At 69.7% G+C, this 16,234-nt stretch carries 12 protein-coding genes; 5 read left to right on the forward strand and 7 right to left on the reverse strand.

The genetic code is table 11. From position 1 onward, the window contains the following. Nucleotide 1: 1 nt before the first annotated feature. Together HII36_RS10840 and HII36_RS10845 are read right to left on the reverse strand one after the other, a co-directional pair. On the reverse strand, nt 2–4,174 hold the full coding sequence (locus tag HII36_RS10840) for a HAMP domain-containing protein (RefSeq protein WP_173522980.1): 4,173 nt from the start codon (nt 4,172–4,174) through the stop codon (nt 2–4). A gap of 81 nt (nt 4,175–4,255) precedes the next feature. Continuing rightward, nucleotides 4,256–4,522: a hypothetical protein gene (locus HII36_RS10845; RefSeq protein WP_173522981.1), complete on the reverse strand. Its 267-nt coding sequence runs from the start codon at nt 4,520–4,522 to the stop codon at nt 4,256–4,258. A gap of 36 nt (nt 4,523–4,558) precedes the next feature. Between HII36_RS10845 and HII36_RS10850 the strand changes: the two genes are divergently transcribed. Next, entirely contained in the window at nt 4,559–5,842 is a 1,284-nt protein-coding gene (locus HII36_RS10850) for a PP2C family protein-serine/threonine phosphatase (protein WP_328807677.1), read from the forward strand. Nucleotides 5,843–5,858: 16 nt separating this feature from the next. On the opposite strand, the gene HII36_RS10855 is transcribed toward HII36_RS10850, so the two are convergent. The 4 genes from HII36_RS10855 to rho all read right to left on the reverse strand — a co-directional run bounded on the left by HII36_RS10855 (nt 5,859) and on the right by rho (nt 11,542). Beyond that, the gene (locus HII36_RS10855; protein WP_217369378.1) at nt 5,859–7,325 is read right to left on the reverse strand and encodes an APC family permease; all 1,467 of its coding nucleotides are present in this window, start codon (nt 7,323–7,325) and stop codon (nt 5,859–5,861) included. A gap of 159 nt (nt 7,326–7,484) precedes the next feature. Beyond that, entirely contained in the window at nt 7,485–9,257 is a 1,773-nt protein-coding gene (locus tag HII36_RS10860; protein ID WP_173522983.1) for a S9 family peptidase, read from the reverse strand. Nucleotides 9,258–9,418: 161 nt separating this feature from the next. Continuing rightward, complete coding sequence (locus HII36_RS10865) at nt 9,419–10,405, reverse strand: putative RNA methyltransferase (protein ID WP_173522984.1); 987 nt, start codon at nt 10,403–10,405, stop codon at nt 9,419–9,421. 30 nt (nt 10,406–10,435) lie between these two features. Further along, on the reverse strand, nt 10,436–11,542 hold the full coding sequence (gene rho / locus HII36_RS10870) for a transcription termination factor Rho (protein ID WP_173522985.1): 1,107 nt from the start codon (nt 11,540–11,542) through the stop codon (nt 10,436–10,438). 449 nt (nt 11,543–11,991) lie between these two features. Here rho and HII36_RS10875 point away from each other — a divergent pair, with 449 nt between their 5' ends. The 3 genes from HII36_RS10875 (at nt 11,992) to HII36_RS10885 (ending at nt 13,859) form a co-directional block, all read left to right on the forward strand. Continuing rightward, nucleotides 11,992–12,135 (forward strand): hypothetical protein, encoded by a 144-nt coding sequence (locus tag HII36_RS10875; protein WP_173522986.1) that lies wholly within the window; start codon nt 11,992–11,994, stop codon nt 12,133–12,135. A gap of 62 nt (nt 12,136–12,197) precedes the next feature. Continuing rightward, a complete protein-coding gene (locus HII36_RS10880; RefSeq protein ID WP_236003370.1) occupies nt 12,198–12,938 on the forward strand; it encodes an MBL fold metallo-hydrolase in 741 nt (246 codons plus the stop codon). Nucleotides 12,939–12,962: 24 nt separating this feature from the next. Beyond that, on the forward strand, nt 12,963–13,859 hold the full coding sequence (locus tag HII36_RS10885; protein ID WP_173522987.1) for a TolB family protein: 897 nt from the start codon (nt 12,963–12,965) through the stop codon (nt 13,857–13,859). A 55-nt stretch (nt 13,860–13,914) separates the two neighbouring features. On the opposite strand, the gene HII36_RS10890 is transcribed toward HII36_RS10885, so the two are convergent. After that, on the reverse strand, nt 13,915–15,828 hold the full coding sequence (locus HII36_RS10890) for a sensor histidine kinase (protein WP_173522988.1): 1,914 nt from the start codon (nt 15,826–15,828) through the stop codon (nt 13,915–13,917). Between the two features lie 62 nt (nt 15,829–15,890). On the opposite strand from HII36_RS10890, the gene HII36_RS10895 reads away from it, so the two are divergent. Then, nucleotides 15,891–16,234: hypothetical protein (locus tag HII36_RS10895; RefSeq protein ID WP_173522989.1), on the forward strand; the 344-nt coding region annotated here is incomplete at its 3' end.

A 16,234-nucleotide genomic window follows, 5' to 3' on the forward strand; every position in this document is an offset into this window, starting at 1 on the left:
ATCACGACCCTTCGGCTGACGTGTCGTTCCCGGACCCCCGGCCACGGCTGAGCCAGCCGCGCAACCGTTCGAGCAGGCGGTCCACGTCCACGGGCTTGGGCACGTAGTCGGAGGCGCCCGAGGCGATGCTCTTCTCACGATCGCCCCGCATGACCTTCGCGGTCAACGCGATGATCGGCAGGTCGGCGAACTGCGGCATGCGGCGGATGGCCGACGTCGTGGCCCACCCGTCCATCTCCGGCATCATGATGTCCATCAGCACGAGAGCGACGTCCTCGTTCCGTTCGAGCTGCTCGATCCCCTCACGGCCGTTCTCAGCGTAGACGACCGTGGAGCCGTGCCGTTCGAGCACGCTGGTCAACGCGAACACGTTTCTGATGTCGTCGTCGACGATGAGGATCTTCGTGCCGTTCAGCGGGTCGTCGCCCTGCCACTGCACGGGCGTCTCGACCGGCGCCTCGACCAGTTCGGGCATCGGCAGGTCGAGCGGCATCGGCGGCTCGGGCGCGGCGGGCGGTTCTTCCACCGGCACCGCCATGAGCTGCCTGCGTGCCGCGCCGCCGTCGGTGGCGGCCAGCGGCCCGGTGTAGGAGGCGGGCAGGATCAGCGTGAACGTGCTGCCCGAGCCCAGCTCGCTCTCGAAGTGGATCTCGCCGCCGAGCAGCCTGGCGATCTCCCGGCAGATCGACAGGCCCAGCCCGGTGCCGCCGTACTTGCGGCTGGTGGTGCCGTCGGCCTGCCGGAACGGCTCGAAGATGACCTCGCGCTTGTCGGGCGCGATGCCGATGCCGGTGTCGATCACCGAGAACGCCAGCAGGTCGTGCGCGTCGTGCAGGGTGTCGTCGTCGAAGTCGATGTCCGGCGGCGCGGGCGAGACGTGCAGTTTGACCTCGCCCTTCGAGGTGAACTTCACCGCGTTGGACAGCAGGTTGCGCAGCACCTGCTGCAGGCGCTGCTCGTCGGCGCGCAGCTCGTGCGGCACGTCCTGGTCGACCTCGACGCTGAACGACAGCCCCTTGTCCTGGGCCAGCGGCGCGAACGCCGCCTCCAGCAGGTCGACCATCTTCGGCAGCGACACCTGGATCGGGTGGATGTCCATCCGGCCCGCCTCGACCTTGGACAGGTCGAGCATGTCGTTGATGAGCTGGAGCAGGGCCGAGCCCGCGCCGTGGATCGTCCGGGCGAACTCCACCTGCTGCGAGGTCAGGTTGCCTTCGGCGTTCTCGGTCAGCAGCTTGGCCAGCACGAGCAGGCTGTTGAGCGGCGTGCGCAGCTCGTGCGACATGTTCGCGAGGAACTCGTTCTTGTAGCGCGAGGAGACCGCGAGCTGCTCGGCGCGCTCCTCCAGGGTGCGGCGGGCCTGCTCGATCTGGAAGTTCTGGATCTCGATGGCCCGGTTCTGCTTGGCCAGCAGCGCCGCCTTGTCCTCCAGCTCGGCGTTGGACCTGCGCAGCTCCTCCTGCTGGCGTTGCAGCTCGTCGGAGCGTTCCTGGAGCTCGCGGGTGAGCCGCTGCGACTCGGTGAGCAGGTCTTCGGTGCGGGAGTTTGCGATGATCGTGTTCATCGTGACGCCGATGGTCTCGACGAGCTGCGTCAGGAAGTCGAGGTGCACCTCGCCGAACGGCGTGAACGAGGCCAGCTCCAGCACGCCGAGCACCCGGCTCTCGAACAGGATCGGCAACACCACGATCTGCGCCGGCGTGGACTGGCTGAGCCCGCTGTCGATGGTGATGAACCCGGGCGGCACGTCGTCGAGGATGATGTGCCGGCCTTCGGCGGCGGCCTGGCCGACGATGCCCTCGCCGATCGAGAAGCGCTGGCGCGGCCCCCGGTCGGGGCGCACGCCGTAGCCGCCGATCAGCACCAGGTCGTGCTCGGCCTCGGGGTCGATGGAGTAGAAGGCGCCGTAGCGGGCCGACACCAGCGGGGTCAGCTCGCTCATCGTCAGCTTGGCCACTTCGAGCAGGTCACGGTGGCCCTGCATGAGGCGGGAGATGCGGGCCAGGTTGGACTTGAGCCAGTCTTGTTCCTGGTTGGCCTGGGTGGTCTCGCGGAGGTTGGCCACCATCGAGTTGATGTTGTCCTTCAGCTCCGCCAGCTCGCCCTGCGCCTCGACGGCGATCGAGCGGGTCAGGTCGCCGCGCGCGACGGCGCTGGTGACGGTCGCGATGGCACGTACCTGCGTGGTGAGGTTGCCGGCCAGCTCGTTGACGCTCTCGGTGAGCCGCTTCCAGGTGCCTTCCACGCCCTCGACCCGGGCCTGGCCGCCGAGCTGGCCTTCCGAGCCCACCTCGCGGGCGACTCGGGTGACCTCGGAGGCGAACGAGGACAGCTGGTCGACCATCCGGTTGATGGTGGTCTTCAGCGCCAGGATCTCGCCCTGGGCGTCGACGTCGATCTTGCGGGTCAGGTCGCCGTTCGCGACCGCGGTGGTCACCTCGGCGATGTTGCGCACCTGATAGGTCAGGTTGTTCGCCATGAAGTTGACGTTGTCGGTGAGGTCCTTCCAGACGCCCGACACGCCCTGCACCCGGGCCTGGCCGCCGAGCTGACCCTGCGTGCCCACCTCGCGGGCGACGCGGGTGACCTCGTCGGCGAAGGACGACAGCTGGTCGACCATCGTGTTCAGGGTGTCCTTGAGCTGCAGGATCTCACCCTGCGCGTCCACGGTGATCTTCTTGGACAGGTTGCCCTGGGCCACCGCGGACGACACGGCCGCGATCTGCCGCACCTGCGAGGTCAGGTTGTTGGCCATCGAGTTCACGTTGTCCGTGAGGTCCTTCCAGACCCCGGACACGCCGCGCACCTGCGCCTGGCCGCCGAGCTGACCCTCGGTGCCCACCTCGCGGGCCACGCGGGTGACCTCCGAGGCGAACGAGGACAGCTGCTCGACCATGGTGTTCATGGTGGACTTGAGCTCCAGGATCTCGCCCTGGGCGTCGACGTCGATCTTGCGGGTCAGGTCGCCGTTGGCCACGGCCGTGGTGACCTGGGCGATGTTGCGCACCTGGTAGGTCAGGTTGTTGGCCATCGAGTTGACGTTGTCGGTGAGGTCCTTCCAGACGCCCGACACGCCCTTCACCTCGGCCCGGCCGCCCAGCTTGCCCTCGGTGCCGACCTCGCGGGCGACGCGGGTGACCTCGTCGGCGAAGGACGACAGCTGGTCGACCATCGTGTTCAGGGTGTCCTTGAGCTGCAGGATCTCGCCCTGCGCGTCGACGGTGATCTTCTTGGACAGGTTGCCCTGGGCCACTGCCGTCGCCACGGTCGCGATGCTGCGTACCTGCGAGGTCAGGTTGTTGGCCATGAAGTTCACGTTGTCGGTGAGGTCCTTCCAGACCCCGGACACGCCGGTCACCTGCGCCTGGCCGCCGAGCTGGCCTTCGGTGCCGACCTCGCGGGCCACTCGGGTGACCTCTTCGGCGAAGCCGGAGAGCTGGTCGACCATCGTGTTGACGGTGTTCTTCAGCTCGAACATCTCGCCCACGGCGTCGACGGTCACCTTGCGGCTCAGGTCGCCCTTGGCCACCGCGGTGGTCACGACGGCGATGTCACGCACCTGCGCGGCCACCCGGGAGGACATCGTGTTGACGGCCTCGGTGAGGTCGCGCCAGCTCCCCGACATGCCGCGGACGTTCGCGCTGCCGCCCAGCCTGCCCTCGGTGCCGGCCTCGCGGGCCACCCTGGTGACCTCGGAGTTGAACAGCGCGAGCTGGTCGACCATGCCGTTGATGGCCTTGCCCAGCCGGCGCACCTCGCCGCGGGCCGACCGGTCGAGGTCGATGCGCCGGGACAGGTCGCCCTTGGCCACCGCGTCGATCACGTCGGCCGCACCGCTGACCGGGCTCACCAGCGCGTCGATCAGCATGTTGACCGACTCGACGCTCTCGGCCCAGGCGCCGACGCCGGGCCCGGGCGTCAGCCGCTCGCCGAAGCGGCCCTCCTTGACAACTTCCTTGCGGACGCGGACCAGCTCGTTGGCGAGGTGCTCGCGCCGATCGGCCACCTCGTTGAGCAGCAACCGCACCTCGCTGAGGATGCCCGCGGGCGCATGCGGGACCCGGCGCCGGAAATCGCCGTCTCGCCAGGAGAAAAGGGTCTCCAGGATGGGAACGAGATCCGACTCCGTGTAGGTCCTCTCCTCGGGACTTGGCGCGGCCTTGGCCGTTGTCATGGGGCCTCCTTCACTCGCGGCTGGCTCCGGCGAGTGATTCAAGTCTGTCACGATGAGTAGCTCGTAGTCCTGTCCTTGGATTTACCCCAAGTCAGCGGGAAGTGTGGTAGGCACGTTGGGATGACTGCTTCTCCCCATGCGGTGCTCGCTGCGACGTTCGCGCCCGGCGAGACCGCTGTGACGGCTGCGATGAGGTTCACGCGCGAGGTGATGACCGCGTGGGCCACCGGTGGCGTGCTCCACGCCGCCGAACAAGTCGCGGGCGATCTGGCGGAACAGGTCGCTGACGAGGCGTTTGAGGTCATATGGAAGCATTTTGGAGACTCCATCCAGGTTGAGCTGAGACAACGCAGCTCCTCCCAGGGCGATCCAAAGGCTCCTTCCGTGGGCGTCGAAGAGTGGGGAATCACCTTTGCGGGCGATTCCCGTGTCCATTGGGCAAGGCTCACGCTACCTGGCTCGGGAGACAGGGTCGCCGCCGAATGGCTGGAGGAGAGCGCCAGGGGCCCGCACTGGCTGGGCTTTCTCGCCGACGCCAGCGACCTGCTGGCCGGCACGCTCGACCCCGACATGGTGCCCGCGATCATCGCGCAGATCGTCGTGCCGCGCCTGTCGAGCTGGTGCGCGGTCTACACCTCCGACAACTCCGGGGTCGGGCCGCTGCGGCTGGTCTACCTCTGGCACGCCGACGAGGCCAGGATCGACGGCCTGCGTGAACAACTGTCCGACATGGACGTCACGGCCGCCGACACCCGCGTCACCTCGGCCATCCACCTGGCCGACTCGCAGGTGCTCGCGGTGCCGCTGACCGCGCGCGGGCGCAGCCTGGGGATGATGTGCCTGGGCCGCCCCGACCGCTTCCCCGACGAGGTCATCCAGTTCGCCGAGGACATCGCCAGGCGCGCCGCGCTGGCCATGGACAACGCCAGGCTCTACGCCCAGCAGGCCGCCGCGAACCGGGCGCTGCAGCGCAGCCTGCTCCCGCCCAACGAGCCCGAGGTTCCCGGGCTCGACTACGGCGTGATCTACGAGCCGGCCGGCGAGGCCAACGAGGTCGGCGGCGACTTCTACGACCTGTTCAAGTCCAGCGACGAATCCTGGCGATTCGCGATCGGCGACGTCTGCGGCACCGGCCCCGAGGCGGCGGCCGTCACCGGCCTGGCGCGTCACACGCTGCGCCTGCTGGCCAGGGAGGGCTACGGCGTGGCGGCCGTGCTCGGCCGGCTCAACCAGGCCATCCTGGAGGAGGGCGAGCGGGCCAGGTTCCTGACCCTGCTGCACGGCGACATCACCCCGGTGGAGAGCGGCCTGGAGGTGCGCCTGGTCTCGGCCGGTCACCCCGAGGCGCTGCGGCTGAAGCCGAACGGCCAGGTCCAGGCGGTCACCACCCCGCAGTCGCTGCTCGGCGTCTTCCACGAGGTGCTGTTCGAGGCCGACACCGTCCATCTCGACCACGGCGACGTGCTGCTCGCGGTCACCGACGGCGTGACCGAGCGGCGCTCCGGCGGGCGGCTGCTCGACGACGACGGCGGCCTGGCCAAGCTGCTGGCCGAGTGCGCGGGCCTGTCGGCCAGGGCGGTGGCCGAGCGCATCCGCAGGGGCGCGGCCGAGTTCGCGGCCGAGCCGAGCGCGGACGACCTGGCGATCGTGGTCCTCCGCGCCCGCTGACCCGCCCGGCGGGTGATCAGTCGCGCTCGACCGTGTCCTCCAGCACGATCCTGCCGATGAGCTCGTACTTGGCCGGGTTGCGCGTCTTGAGGTAGAGGGCCAGCCCGGCGCCGAGTACGGCCAGGCCGAGCACGATCCACGGGATCGCGCCGAACAACGCGCTCTCGGCCGCGTCACCGGCCGCCGCCTTCTGGTTCTGGAAGAGCAGCAGCACCACGAACGCCATGGACAGGCCGCCGACCAGCGGCGCGATCAGGGTGCGCCAGACGTTGGCCGTCTCCGGGTGCTTCTTCTTGACGTGGAAGTAGCCGATCACCGAGAACGAGCAGAGCGTCTGCACGATCAGGATGGCCAGCGTGCCGAGCACCGCGAGCAGCGTGTAGATGTGGACGTAGGGGTCCATCCCGGCGAAGAAGAACAGCAGCACCAGCACCACCGACACGCCGGTCTGCACGAACCCGGCCAGGTGCGGAGAGCCGTGCTTGGCGTGGGTGCGGCCGAGCGTGCGGGCGGTGCCGGGGATCAGGTCCTCGCGGCCGAGCGCGTACAGGTAGCGCGAGGCGCAGTTGTGGAAGGCCATCGAGCAGGCGAACGAGCCGGTCAGGATGAGGATCTGGAACAGGCTGACCGCCCAGTCTCCGACCATCTCCCTGGTCGGGATGAAGAAGATCTCGGCGAACTGGGTGCTCGCGATCTCGGGGGCCTTCGTGCCGTTGGCGGCCACGGTCATCCAGGACACGAACGTGTAGAACAGGCCGATCCCGACCACCGAGACGAGCGTGGCGATCGGGATGATCTTCTTGGGCTCGCGGGACTCCTCGCCGTACATGGCGGTCGACTCGAAGCCCACCCACGACCAGAAGCACATGAACAGGCCCAGGCCGACCGCGCCCGCCTCCAGGCCGGTGACGCGGAAGGCGTTGGCCGGGTTCAGCGTCTCGGCCATGAGGCCGTCCGGGCCGCCGCCGTTGACCAGCGTGACGACCGCGACCAGGCCGAGCATGAAGATCTCGGTGATCAGGAAGAGCCCGAGCACCTTGGCGGTGAGGTTGATGTCGAAGTACGTCAGCACCGCGTTCAGCGCCAGGCCGAACATCGCGAACCAGAGCCAGTGGATGTCGGCGCCGGTGAGGTCCTTGAAGGTCAGGTTGCCCTGGTAGGCGAAGAAGCCGATGATCGAGGCCTCGAAGACCACGTACGCCATCGTCGCCAGGAACCCGGCCACCATGCCCACGACCTGGCCCAGGCCGTGCGAGATGTATCCGTAGAAGGCGCCGGCGGCGGTGATGTGCTTGGCCATCGCCGTGTAGCCGACCGAGAAGATGGTCAGCACCACGGTGGCGAACAGGTAGGCGGCGGGGACTCCGAGCCCGTTGCCCTGGCCGACCACGATGGGCACGTTGCCCGTCATGGCGGTGATGGGGGCGGCCGTGGCCACGGCCATGAAGATGACGCCGACCAGTCCGACCGCGTCTTTCTTCAACCGGCTGACCGGTGCTGTCTCAGTTCCTGTGGTGCTCAATGTGCGCCCTTCCGAATGACAGCGCTGCTGCTGGGGTGGGCGCATGCTGGCAGCGCGCGGGGCCGACATTCAAGGCACCAGATATCGCCAACGTCTTACGACGTGTCAATGGTGCGGAATTCAGCAGGTGTGCTTGCGGGCGAATTCGAGTTGCAGCGCGATCTGCGCGATTCGCTCGGACACCACCAGGGAGCCGCGGATGGCGTCGTAGGTGTAGACCTCGTGCTCGCAGCCGTGCTCGGCGAGCTTGGCCACGTATTTCTCGATCTGACGCAGCGGGCAGCGGGTGTCGTTCTCGCCGGCCAGGATCAGCAGCGGGCTCTTCACCTGCTCGACGTAGGTGATCGGGGAGCTGGCGGCGTAGCGTTCCGGCTGCTCGTCGGGCGAGCCGCCGAGCAGCGCCCGGTGGTAGGCGCGCAGGCTCTCCGCCTCGTCCTCGTAGGAGGTCTGGTGGCAGGCGATCGGGGCCGCCGCGATGCCGGCCCGCCACAGCTCGGGCTGGGTGCCGAGGCCGAGCAGGGTCAGGTAGCCGCCCCAGGCGGCGCCGGCCAGCACGACGCGGTCGGGGTCGGCGATGCCGCGGTCGATCACCCACTGGCGCACCGCGGCGACGTCGGACAGCTCGATGTGGCCCACGTCGCCGTGCAGCGCGTCGCGCCAGGCCGAGCCGTAGCCGGTGGAGCCGCGGTAGTTCACCCGCACCACCGCGAAGCCGGCGTCGACCCAGGCGGCCACCTCGGGCGAGAACGCGTCGCGGTCGTGCGCGGTGGGTCCGCCGTGCAGCAGAAAGACGGTGGGGAACGGCGCCGCGCCGGTCTCCGGGCCGACCTCGGGCTTGGACACCAGCGCGTGGATGCGCCCGCCCGGGCCCTCGACGTCGATGTCCTCGACGGGGACGCTGGGCGGCGCGGCCGGGCCGGTCGGGTTCACCACGACCTGGCCGTTGCTGGAGCGGATGATCGGCGGCATGGAGGCGCTGGACCAGGAGTACTCGACGTGCCCGCCGGGACGCGGTGCCGCCTCGTCGATCACGCCGTGCGGCGTGTCGATCGGCGTCAGGCCGCCGCCGGCCAGGTCGTAGCGGTGCAGGTGGCTGCGGGCCCGGTCGTCGCGCAGGATCAGCAGGCCGCGGCCGTCGGCGTACCAGTCGGCGGTCAGGTCGCCCGAGTCCTTCAACCAGATGTCGCGCTGCTCGCCGGTGGTCGGGTCCCACACCAGGGGCTCGGCGCGGTGACGGCGTTCGTGCAGGGCGAGCAGGCGCGGGTCGCCGGGGAGCGGGGCGAAGCTGAGCCCGATCACGCCCTTGCCGAGGCCGTGGTACAGCTCGCCCACGGTCTCGCCGCCCGGCCGGACGACGCGGAGCGCGGGGTGGCGGAAGTCGCCGTACTCGCCGTGGTTGATCGCGATCAGCGAGCCGTCGAGTGACATGGCGGCCACCCAGGCGGCCTCGCTGTTCTCGTACAGCAGCGTGGTGGGCTCGCCGGCGCGGGCCAGGTGGATGCGGAACGTCCCGGCGCCGGCCAGGCTGATCGCCGCGACGCCGGTGGTGGACAGCGAGATGCCGCCGGGCTGGCCGGGCGGCAGTTCGGGGGCGACGGGCTCGTCGGGGCCGCCGGTGAACGGCTGGCGGTACCAGGTGCCGAACTCGTCGCCGTCGGTGTCGGCGAACCAGTAGATCCACTGGCCGGTGGGGTCGAGCGCCGCGAACGCGGTGCCCTTGGGCTGGTCGGTGACCTGGCGGGTGGTGCCGGTGACCCGGTCCCAGGCGTAGACCTCCCACGTGCCCGTGGCGTTGGAGCGGTAGATGGAGCGGTTCGGGGCTCGGCGTGCCCAGGTCGGCAGCGTCATGCGCGACGCACGGAACCTGGCCTGCCAGCGTTCCTCCGCCTTCATCCGGTGCGCCCCCTCCCTATGAATCCCGCATGTCCGGGTGCGGGTTGTCGTCCAGTATTGCGCCTGAGTCGCGGAAATACCTGGGGAATGTGGGGGAATTTCGGACTAAATGCCCCATCAGTAACACGAGTCGCACATGTCCGTCAAGGAACGGCTCTTGATCACGCCGTCGCCTCGAAGATAGACAGATGAAACGCGGCTCGCGTCACTACCTTTTCCCGTCCTTTCGCGACATTCTCCGCGATGTACGCAGCTATCCGGGCCTGCAGTGACTCGGGCTCCGTGTGCCAGGCGCTCGGCCCCATGCCCGCCACCAGGCCGATGTCACGCCCGTCGAGCTCCATGTCGAAACAGACAGACTGCCGTTCCACCTCCGTGAACCCCTCCAGGCTCCGGGCCACCCGGCGCTCCTTCTCCTCGTCCACCGACAGCAGTCCGAGCTCCGCCACCAGCGGGCTCAGGTGCTCACGCGCCGGAGTCACCACGACCACGGCCCCACCTGGTCGCAGGATCCGCAGGAACTCGGAACCGTTCCTCGGCGCGAACACGTTCAGCACCACGTCGGCCACCGCGTTCCCGATCGGCAGCGTCCGCCATACGTCGGCCACGAACGCCCCGACGCCCCCGTGCGCCCTGGCCGCGCGGCGCACCGCGTGCTTGGACACATCGAACGCGACCCCGACGCCACCGACCGCATTCAGCACAGCCGCGAGGTAGTAACCGGTCCCGGTGCCGGCATCGACGATCACGGGCCTCTTCGCCCGCGCCTCGCCTCCGCCGTCCGGCCACTGAGGGCCGGGCTGGGACCCGAACTCCACTCCCGCCCCACGGTACGCCCCGGAACCGCCGCCGTCATTCGTTTCCGCATACCGCTCATGTTTCTCTCGCCGCACCCGCCCGTGCACCGCCTCGGCCAGCGCTCGCGCGAGCGGCGCGTAGTGCCCGGACGCCAGGAACGCGGACCTGGCCTCGACCATCTCGGCGCTGTCGGCGGTGCCCGGCACGCGATCGCCGGGCAGCAGGCTCACGTATCCCTGTTTGGCCACGTCGAAGGCGTGCCCCTGGGCGCAGCGCAGCACCCGGTCGTCAAGACGCACGCCGTGCGCGCAGACGGGGCAGAGCAGGTATTCGACGACGTCAGCCAGCATGCCTACCATTTTCCCGCCGCGCCGGACCGGTCAGGAGACCGCGGCCTCCCTGAGGAAGGCGGCGTTGCTGGGGGTGGCACGGAGCTTGTCGACCAGGAGCTCCATGCCCTGGTGCCGGTCCAGCCCGGTGAGCATGCGCCGCAGCCGCCAGACGACCTGCCGCTCGCCCGTGGGGAGCAGGATCTCCTCGCGGCGGGTGCCGGAGGCGTCGAGGTCCACCGCGGGGTAGAGACGGCGTTCAGCCAGGTCCCTGGTCAGGTGGAGCTCCATGTTGCCGGTGCCCTTGAACTCCTCGTACAGGTTGTCGTCCATGCGGGAGCCGGTGTTGACCAGGGCGGTGGCCAGGATGGTCAGCGAGCCGCCGGCCTCGATGGCGCGCGCGGCGCCGAAGAAGCGCTTGGGCGGGTAGAGCGCGCCGGCGTCGATGCCGCCGGTCAGCACGCGCCCGCCGCCCGGCGCCTGGTTGTTGTACGCCCGCGCCAGCCTGGTCAGCGAGTCGAGCAGGACCACGACGTCCTTCCCCTGCTCCACCAGGCGCTTGGCGCGCTCGATGGCCAGTTCGGCGATCGCGGTGTGGTCGCGGTCCGGGTGGTCGAAGGTGGAGGAGAAGACCTCGCCCGCGATGGAGGCGCGCATCTCGGTCACCTCTTCAGGACGTTCGCCGACGAGGAGGACCATCAGGTGCACCTCGGGGTGGTTGCGGGCGATGGCGGCGGCCAGGGCCTGCAGGACCATCGTCTTGCCCGCCTTGGGCGGGGCCACGATGAGCCCGCGCTGGCCCTTGCCGATCGGCGCGAACAGGTCGATGACCCGGGTGCTGAGCGACTCGGTCTCGAGACGCAGGCGCGAGCTGGGATGGACGGGGGTGAGCGCGGCGAACTCGGGCCGGTCGCGCCAGTCCGTGCCGCCGTTGACCGACTCCACGCCGGCCAGCTTGTTGCCCGCCACCGTGGCGACGACGTGGTCGCCGTGGCGCAGGCCGAGTTGTCTCACCCGCTCGACGGGGACCCGGACGTCGCCGGGCCCGGGCAGATGTTCCGCACGAATGAATGCGGATTTGTCGCGTACGTCCAGCAGGCCGGCGACGGGCCGGAGCTGCGCGGCCGACCGCTGCTGAGGAATGGTGTGAACAGACATGATGGGAACCCTTCAGGGGGTGGTGCGCCGAACCTGGCGGCGCGAAATGAAAGAAGAGGAGGGTCCCGCGGCAGCGCGGGAGCCTCGAACACGGGTCTCGCCGGAAGCGAGCGGTGATGATGCGGCCGGCCCGGCACGCGACACGCGGCGGGGCGGAGATGGAACCAGGCGGAGCTGAAGCTCGACGCCAGTGGCAAAGTACCACACGTTCCGACCCATGCAACGCCTAGCCCGCTTGGACTATTCCCGGCTCATTCTGCTGACTTCCCCGGCGTAGGCGGGCTGCCGGCCGTCACAATCGACAACGTTCTGCCAGGAATTACCGGACCTCATGTGACGAATGGCATAGAACGCCCACCCGTGCAGTGGCACCGTGTCAAGCGACATGCAGGACCCCTGCAATCGGACGGGGTTTCCATAGAGACACGAAGCACTCCTTGGGGGATGACATGCACACCAGCACCCGTTGCCCGCGTTGTCAGCACGAGCTCGACGAGGGCCCGATCATCTACAGGTGCGCCCACTGCCGCCGCGCCGTCTACGCCGCCGACCTCGAGAACGAGTTCGTCCCGCGCCGCCCCGTGGCCGCCTGATCCGCCGCCCGGCGACACGGCGCAGCCGGGAAGGCGGGGCGATCCGCCCGTAATCTAGGCGGATGCCGTACCAGCCGCGCACCGTGTCCGGCGTCGAAGTGACGCCTCTCTGCGACGCCGTGGGCCCGATGGGCCCCGCGATCCGCCGTCCGCTCGCCGAGTTGTTCCCCGGCTCGCACCTGCCTGACGAGCCGTGGATCCTGCACTTCCACTGCTACCTGCTCCGCGACGAGGCCGGCCATCTCACGCTCGTCGACACCGGCGTGGGCGACACGGACTCACCGGCCGCCGTCTGGGCGCCGGTCCCCGGCAGGCTGACCGGTGAGCTGGCCGCGGTGGGGGTGTCGCCGTCCGAGATCGGCACGGTCGTCATCACCCACCTGCACAGCGACCACGGCAGCGGCGCGGTCACCGGCGGCCGGCCCGCGTTCGAGAACGCGCGATACGTGCTCCAGCGGGCCGAGTACGACGCGGCGAGCGGCCCGATGCTCGACCGGGTCGTCACCCCCGTCAAGGACCTGCTGCACCTCGTCGACGGCCGCGAGGAGGTCGCGCCGGGCGTTCACGTGCAACTCACCGCGGGTCACACGCCCGGGCACCAGATCGTCCGGGTGGGCGAGCTGGCCATGACCGGCGACCTGCTGCACCACCCGGCGCAACTGGCCGATCCGAGCCTCGGCTACGCCTACGACCACGACCGGGAGCAGGCCACCCGGGTCAGGATCGAGGTGCTCGACGCGCTCAGGGCCGAGGGCGCGATTCTCGCGACCGCTCACTTCAGCGAGCCTTTCCTGCGTCTTTGAGCGTTTCCGGCACTATGGCTTCCCATGAAGATTCGCTATGTGGCCGGTGCCGTGCTCGGCGCCGTACTGGTGGCCCCCGCCGCCGCGATTCCGGCGTCGGCGGCACCGGCGGCGGCGCCGGCGTCCGCGCCTGAACTGTCGGGCGCCGCCGTCTACGCCGACACGGCCAACCGGCTCAGCCGGTACGAGGGCGGCGAGTGGACCACGCTCGCCAAGGTCGGCAGCCTGCCGCAGTTCGCCGCCTCCCCCGACGGCAAGAAGGCCGCCTGGATCACCAACGGCGGCGCGCTCCAGGTCAAGCAGGACGGCAAGACCACCACGCTGGCCCGCAAGCTCCAGGGCGGCACGCCCTGCCTCACCCCCGTCTGGTCGCCGGACTCCAAGCAGGTGGCCTACGCCGCCGCGAACGACACGATCATGGCCGTCAAGGCCGACGGCACCGGCAAGGCCCGCACCCTCGGCGTCTCCAAGGGCGTCTGTCACCTGAGCTGGTCGGCCAACGGCCGCTACCTGGCCGGATACACCGGCGAGGCCAACGCCCTCTACCGGCTCGACGTCAAGACCCGCAAGGCGGCCAAGGCCAAGGGCGTCAAGTGGATCACGCACGTGCAGAGCCTGTCGCCCGACGGACGCCGCGCGGTCGTGCAGTTCCCCGCCAACCCCGACATCCTGGGCGACGGCAGCTGGCCCACCGCGTTCAAGCCGGTGATCCTGGACATGGTCACGGGCAAGAAGGCGAACGTCCCGGTCACCGGGACGCTCATGGGCGCGTTCTACCTGGCCGACGGCCGCCTGGTGGCGCGCGTCAGCGGCGACGAGCACAACACCCTGGTCGTGCTCGACCGCGCGGGCAAGGAGCTGCAGCGCATCGACGAGCCGGCGCAGGCCAAGAAGCAGGCGCTGCTCCAGGTCCTGGAGTAGGCGCTGTTCCAGGTCCTGAAGTAGGCGCCGCTCCAGGTCCTGAAGTAAGCGCCGCCTAACGGCCGCTCAGGGCGGGCTGGGCGGCCAGGATGGTCGAGGGCAGCGACACCATGGCCGTCAGCCCGCCGTACGGCGACGGCCCGAGCGTGACCTTGATGTCGTGCCTGGCCGCCAGCCTGCCCACCACGAACAGGCCGAGCCTGTCGCTCTGCGCCAGGTCGAACTCCGGCATCTCGGCCAGCCGGTCGTTGAGCTCGTCCAGCTCGGTCCTGGGCAGGCCGAGCCCGCGGTCCTCGATCTCGATCATGAGGCCGTGCGGCGTGGTGGTGCTCCTGATGTCCACCCGGGTCTGCGGTGGCGAGAACAGCGTCGCGTTCTCGACCAGCTCGGCCATCAGGTGGGCCACGTCGGTGACCGCCGTGCCGAGCAGCGAGACCTGCGGCGGCTGCAGCACCTCGACCCGGGCGTACTCCTCGACCTCGGCGACGGCGGCGCGCAGCACGTCGTGGATCGGCACCGGGTTGCGCCAGCCGCGGCCCGGCGCCTGGTCCGACAGGATGATCAGGCTCTCCGCGTGCCTGCGCATGCGGGTGGTCAGGTGGTCCAGCTTGAACAGGTCGGCCAGCGTGTCGGGCGCCTCCGTGCCGCGCTGCATGGCGTCGAGCTGGAGGAGCTGGCGGTGCAGCAGCGACTGGTTGCGCCTGGCCAGGTTCACGAAGACCTGGCTGACCCCGTGGCGCAGCTTGGCCTGGCTCACCGCGGCCTCCACGGCGGTGGTCTGCACCGCGTTGAAGGCCTGCACGATGTCCACGATCTCGGTGGTGTCGGTCTTGACCCGCAGCTCCACCACCTCTTCCGGGGCGGGCGGGCCGGTGCTCGTCCGCAGCCGCCTGACCAGCCCGGCCAGGCGGACGTCGGCCAGCTCGGTGGCGGCGTCGCGCAGCGCGGCCAGCTCGGTCACCAGGTGCTTGCGGAAGCGCAGCGACAACATGATCGAGGCGACGACGGCGATCAGGCCCACGCCGCCGGCCACGCCGATCTTGACCATGATGCTGGTGGCGGCCGGGGTGACCCGGCGCACGATGCCCTGCACCAGCTCGGTCTGGTTGCGCTCGACCGCGTTCCACAGGTTCTGGCCGTCGATGGGCCAGGTGGCGGCGGTGACCGGCAGTCCGGTCAGCGCGCCCTGTCCGGCGATCATGTCCTCGGCCTCGGCGAACTCGCGGTAGACGGGCGAGGTCGCCAGCCGCTCGTACGGCCCGCGCAGCCCGGCGTCGAGGTGCGTCAGCGCCTGCGAGTACAGCAGCCGCCTGGTGGCCACCAGGCCGGTGAAGACCTCGCGCTCGCGCGGCTCCACCCGGCCCCTGGCCAGGATCACCACGATCAGCGCCCGTTCCCTGGACAGCAGGTCCTTGGCCTCGCCCAGCATGGTCACGGCCCTGGCCTGGCGATACAGCGGCAGATCGGGCATCAGGACCAGCGCGTCGAGCATGCGGTAGATGTTGTCGACCATCTCGCTGAACCCGGTGATCACCCACAGCGGGTCGCCGTCGGCCGCCTCGACGCCGCGGCGGATCTCCGGCAGCAGGTTGTCGAGCGCGCCGTACAGGAGCCCGAGCTGCGCGGACAGTTCCAGAGTCGATTCGGGCTGCTCCTGGCCGAGCTTGCGGAAGGCGGCCACCGCCTTGTCGGTCTGGGTGCGGTACTTGGCCAGCCGCGCGACGTTCTTGTTCGGCCGCGGGTCGGCCATGAACTCGATCGAGGCCAGCCGTTCGCTCTGCAGCCTGAGCGCGATCTGCTCTGCCGGGTCGGCCAGGTTCGTCACCAGGTTGTCGGTCTCCCGCAGGCGCAGGCCATCGCCCGCGGTCAGCGCGGCCGCGAACGCCCACAGCCCGACCAGGGACAACAGCGGGACGAGCAGCAGGATCAACAGCTTCAGCGCAAGGGGACGGCCACGCGTGGGGGGCATGCGACCTCCGGGTGCATGATGAGATCGCCTCGCAGATTACACCCCATTTCGGAAGGATTTCTGTGCGTCTTCCGCGTTCTTTTTCCGGCTGGACGATCGCCGTGTTCGGCGCCCTGGCCTTCGCCCTGGGGTTGTTCGGGCTGGTCTCCCCGGACTCTCTGCTGGTCCTGCTGGGTTTCGAGGTGCTGGAGACGCGCCAGAACGGCGACTACACGCACGTCTACATGGCCGCGTCGTCGATGGCGGCGGTGAACATGGGGGTTTATTACGTTCTCGCGGCGGCCGCGAACTACACCCCGTTCTTCCGGTGGACGGTGCCGTTCAGGCTGGTGACGTTCGCGGTCTTCAGCACGCTCGTCGTCACCGGCGCGGCGCCGGCCGAGTTCCTCGGGGTGGGGTTGTGGGA

Origin of the sequence: Nonomuraea antri (assembly GCF_013283785.1) — a bacterium.
Classification (GTDB): Bacteria; Actinomycetota; Actinomycetes; order Streptosporangiales; family Streptosporangiaceae; genus Nonomuraea; species Nonomuraea antri.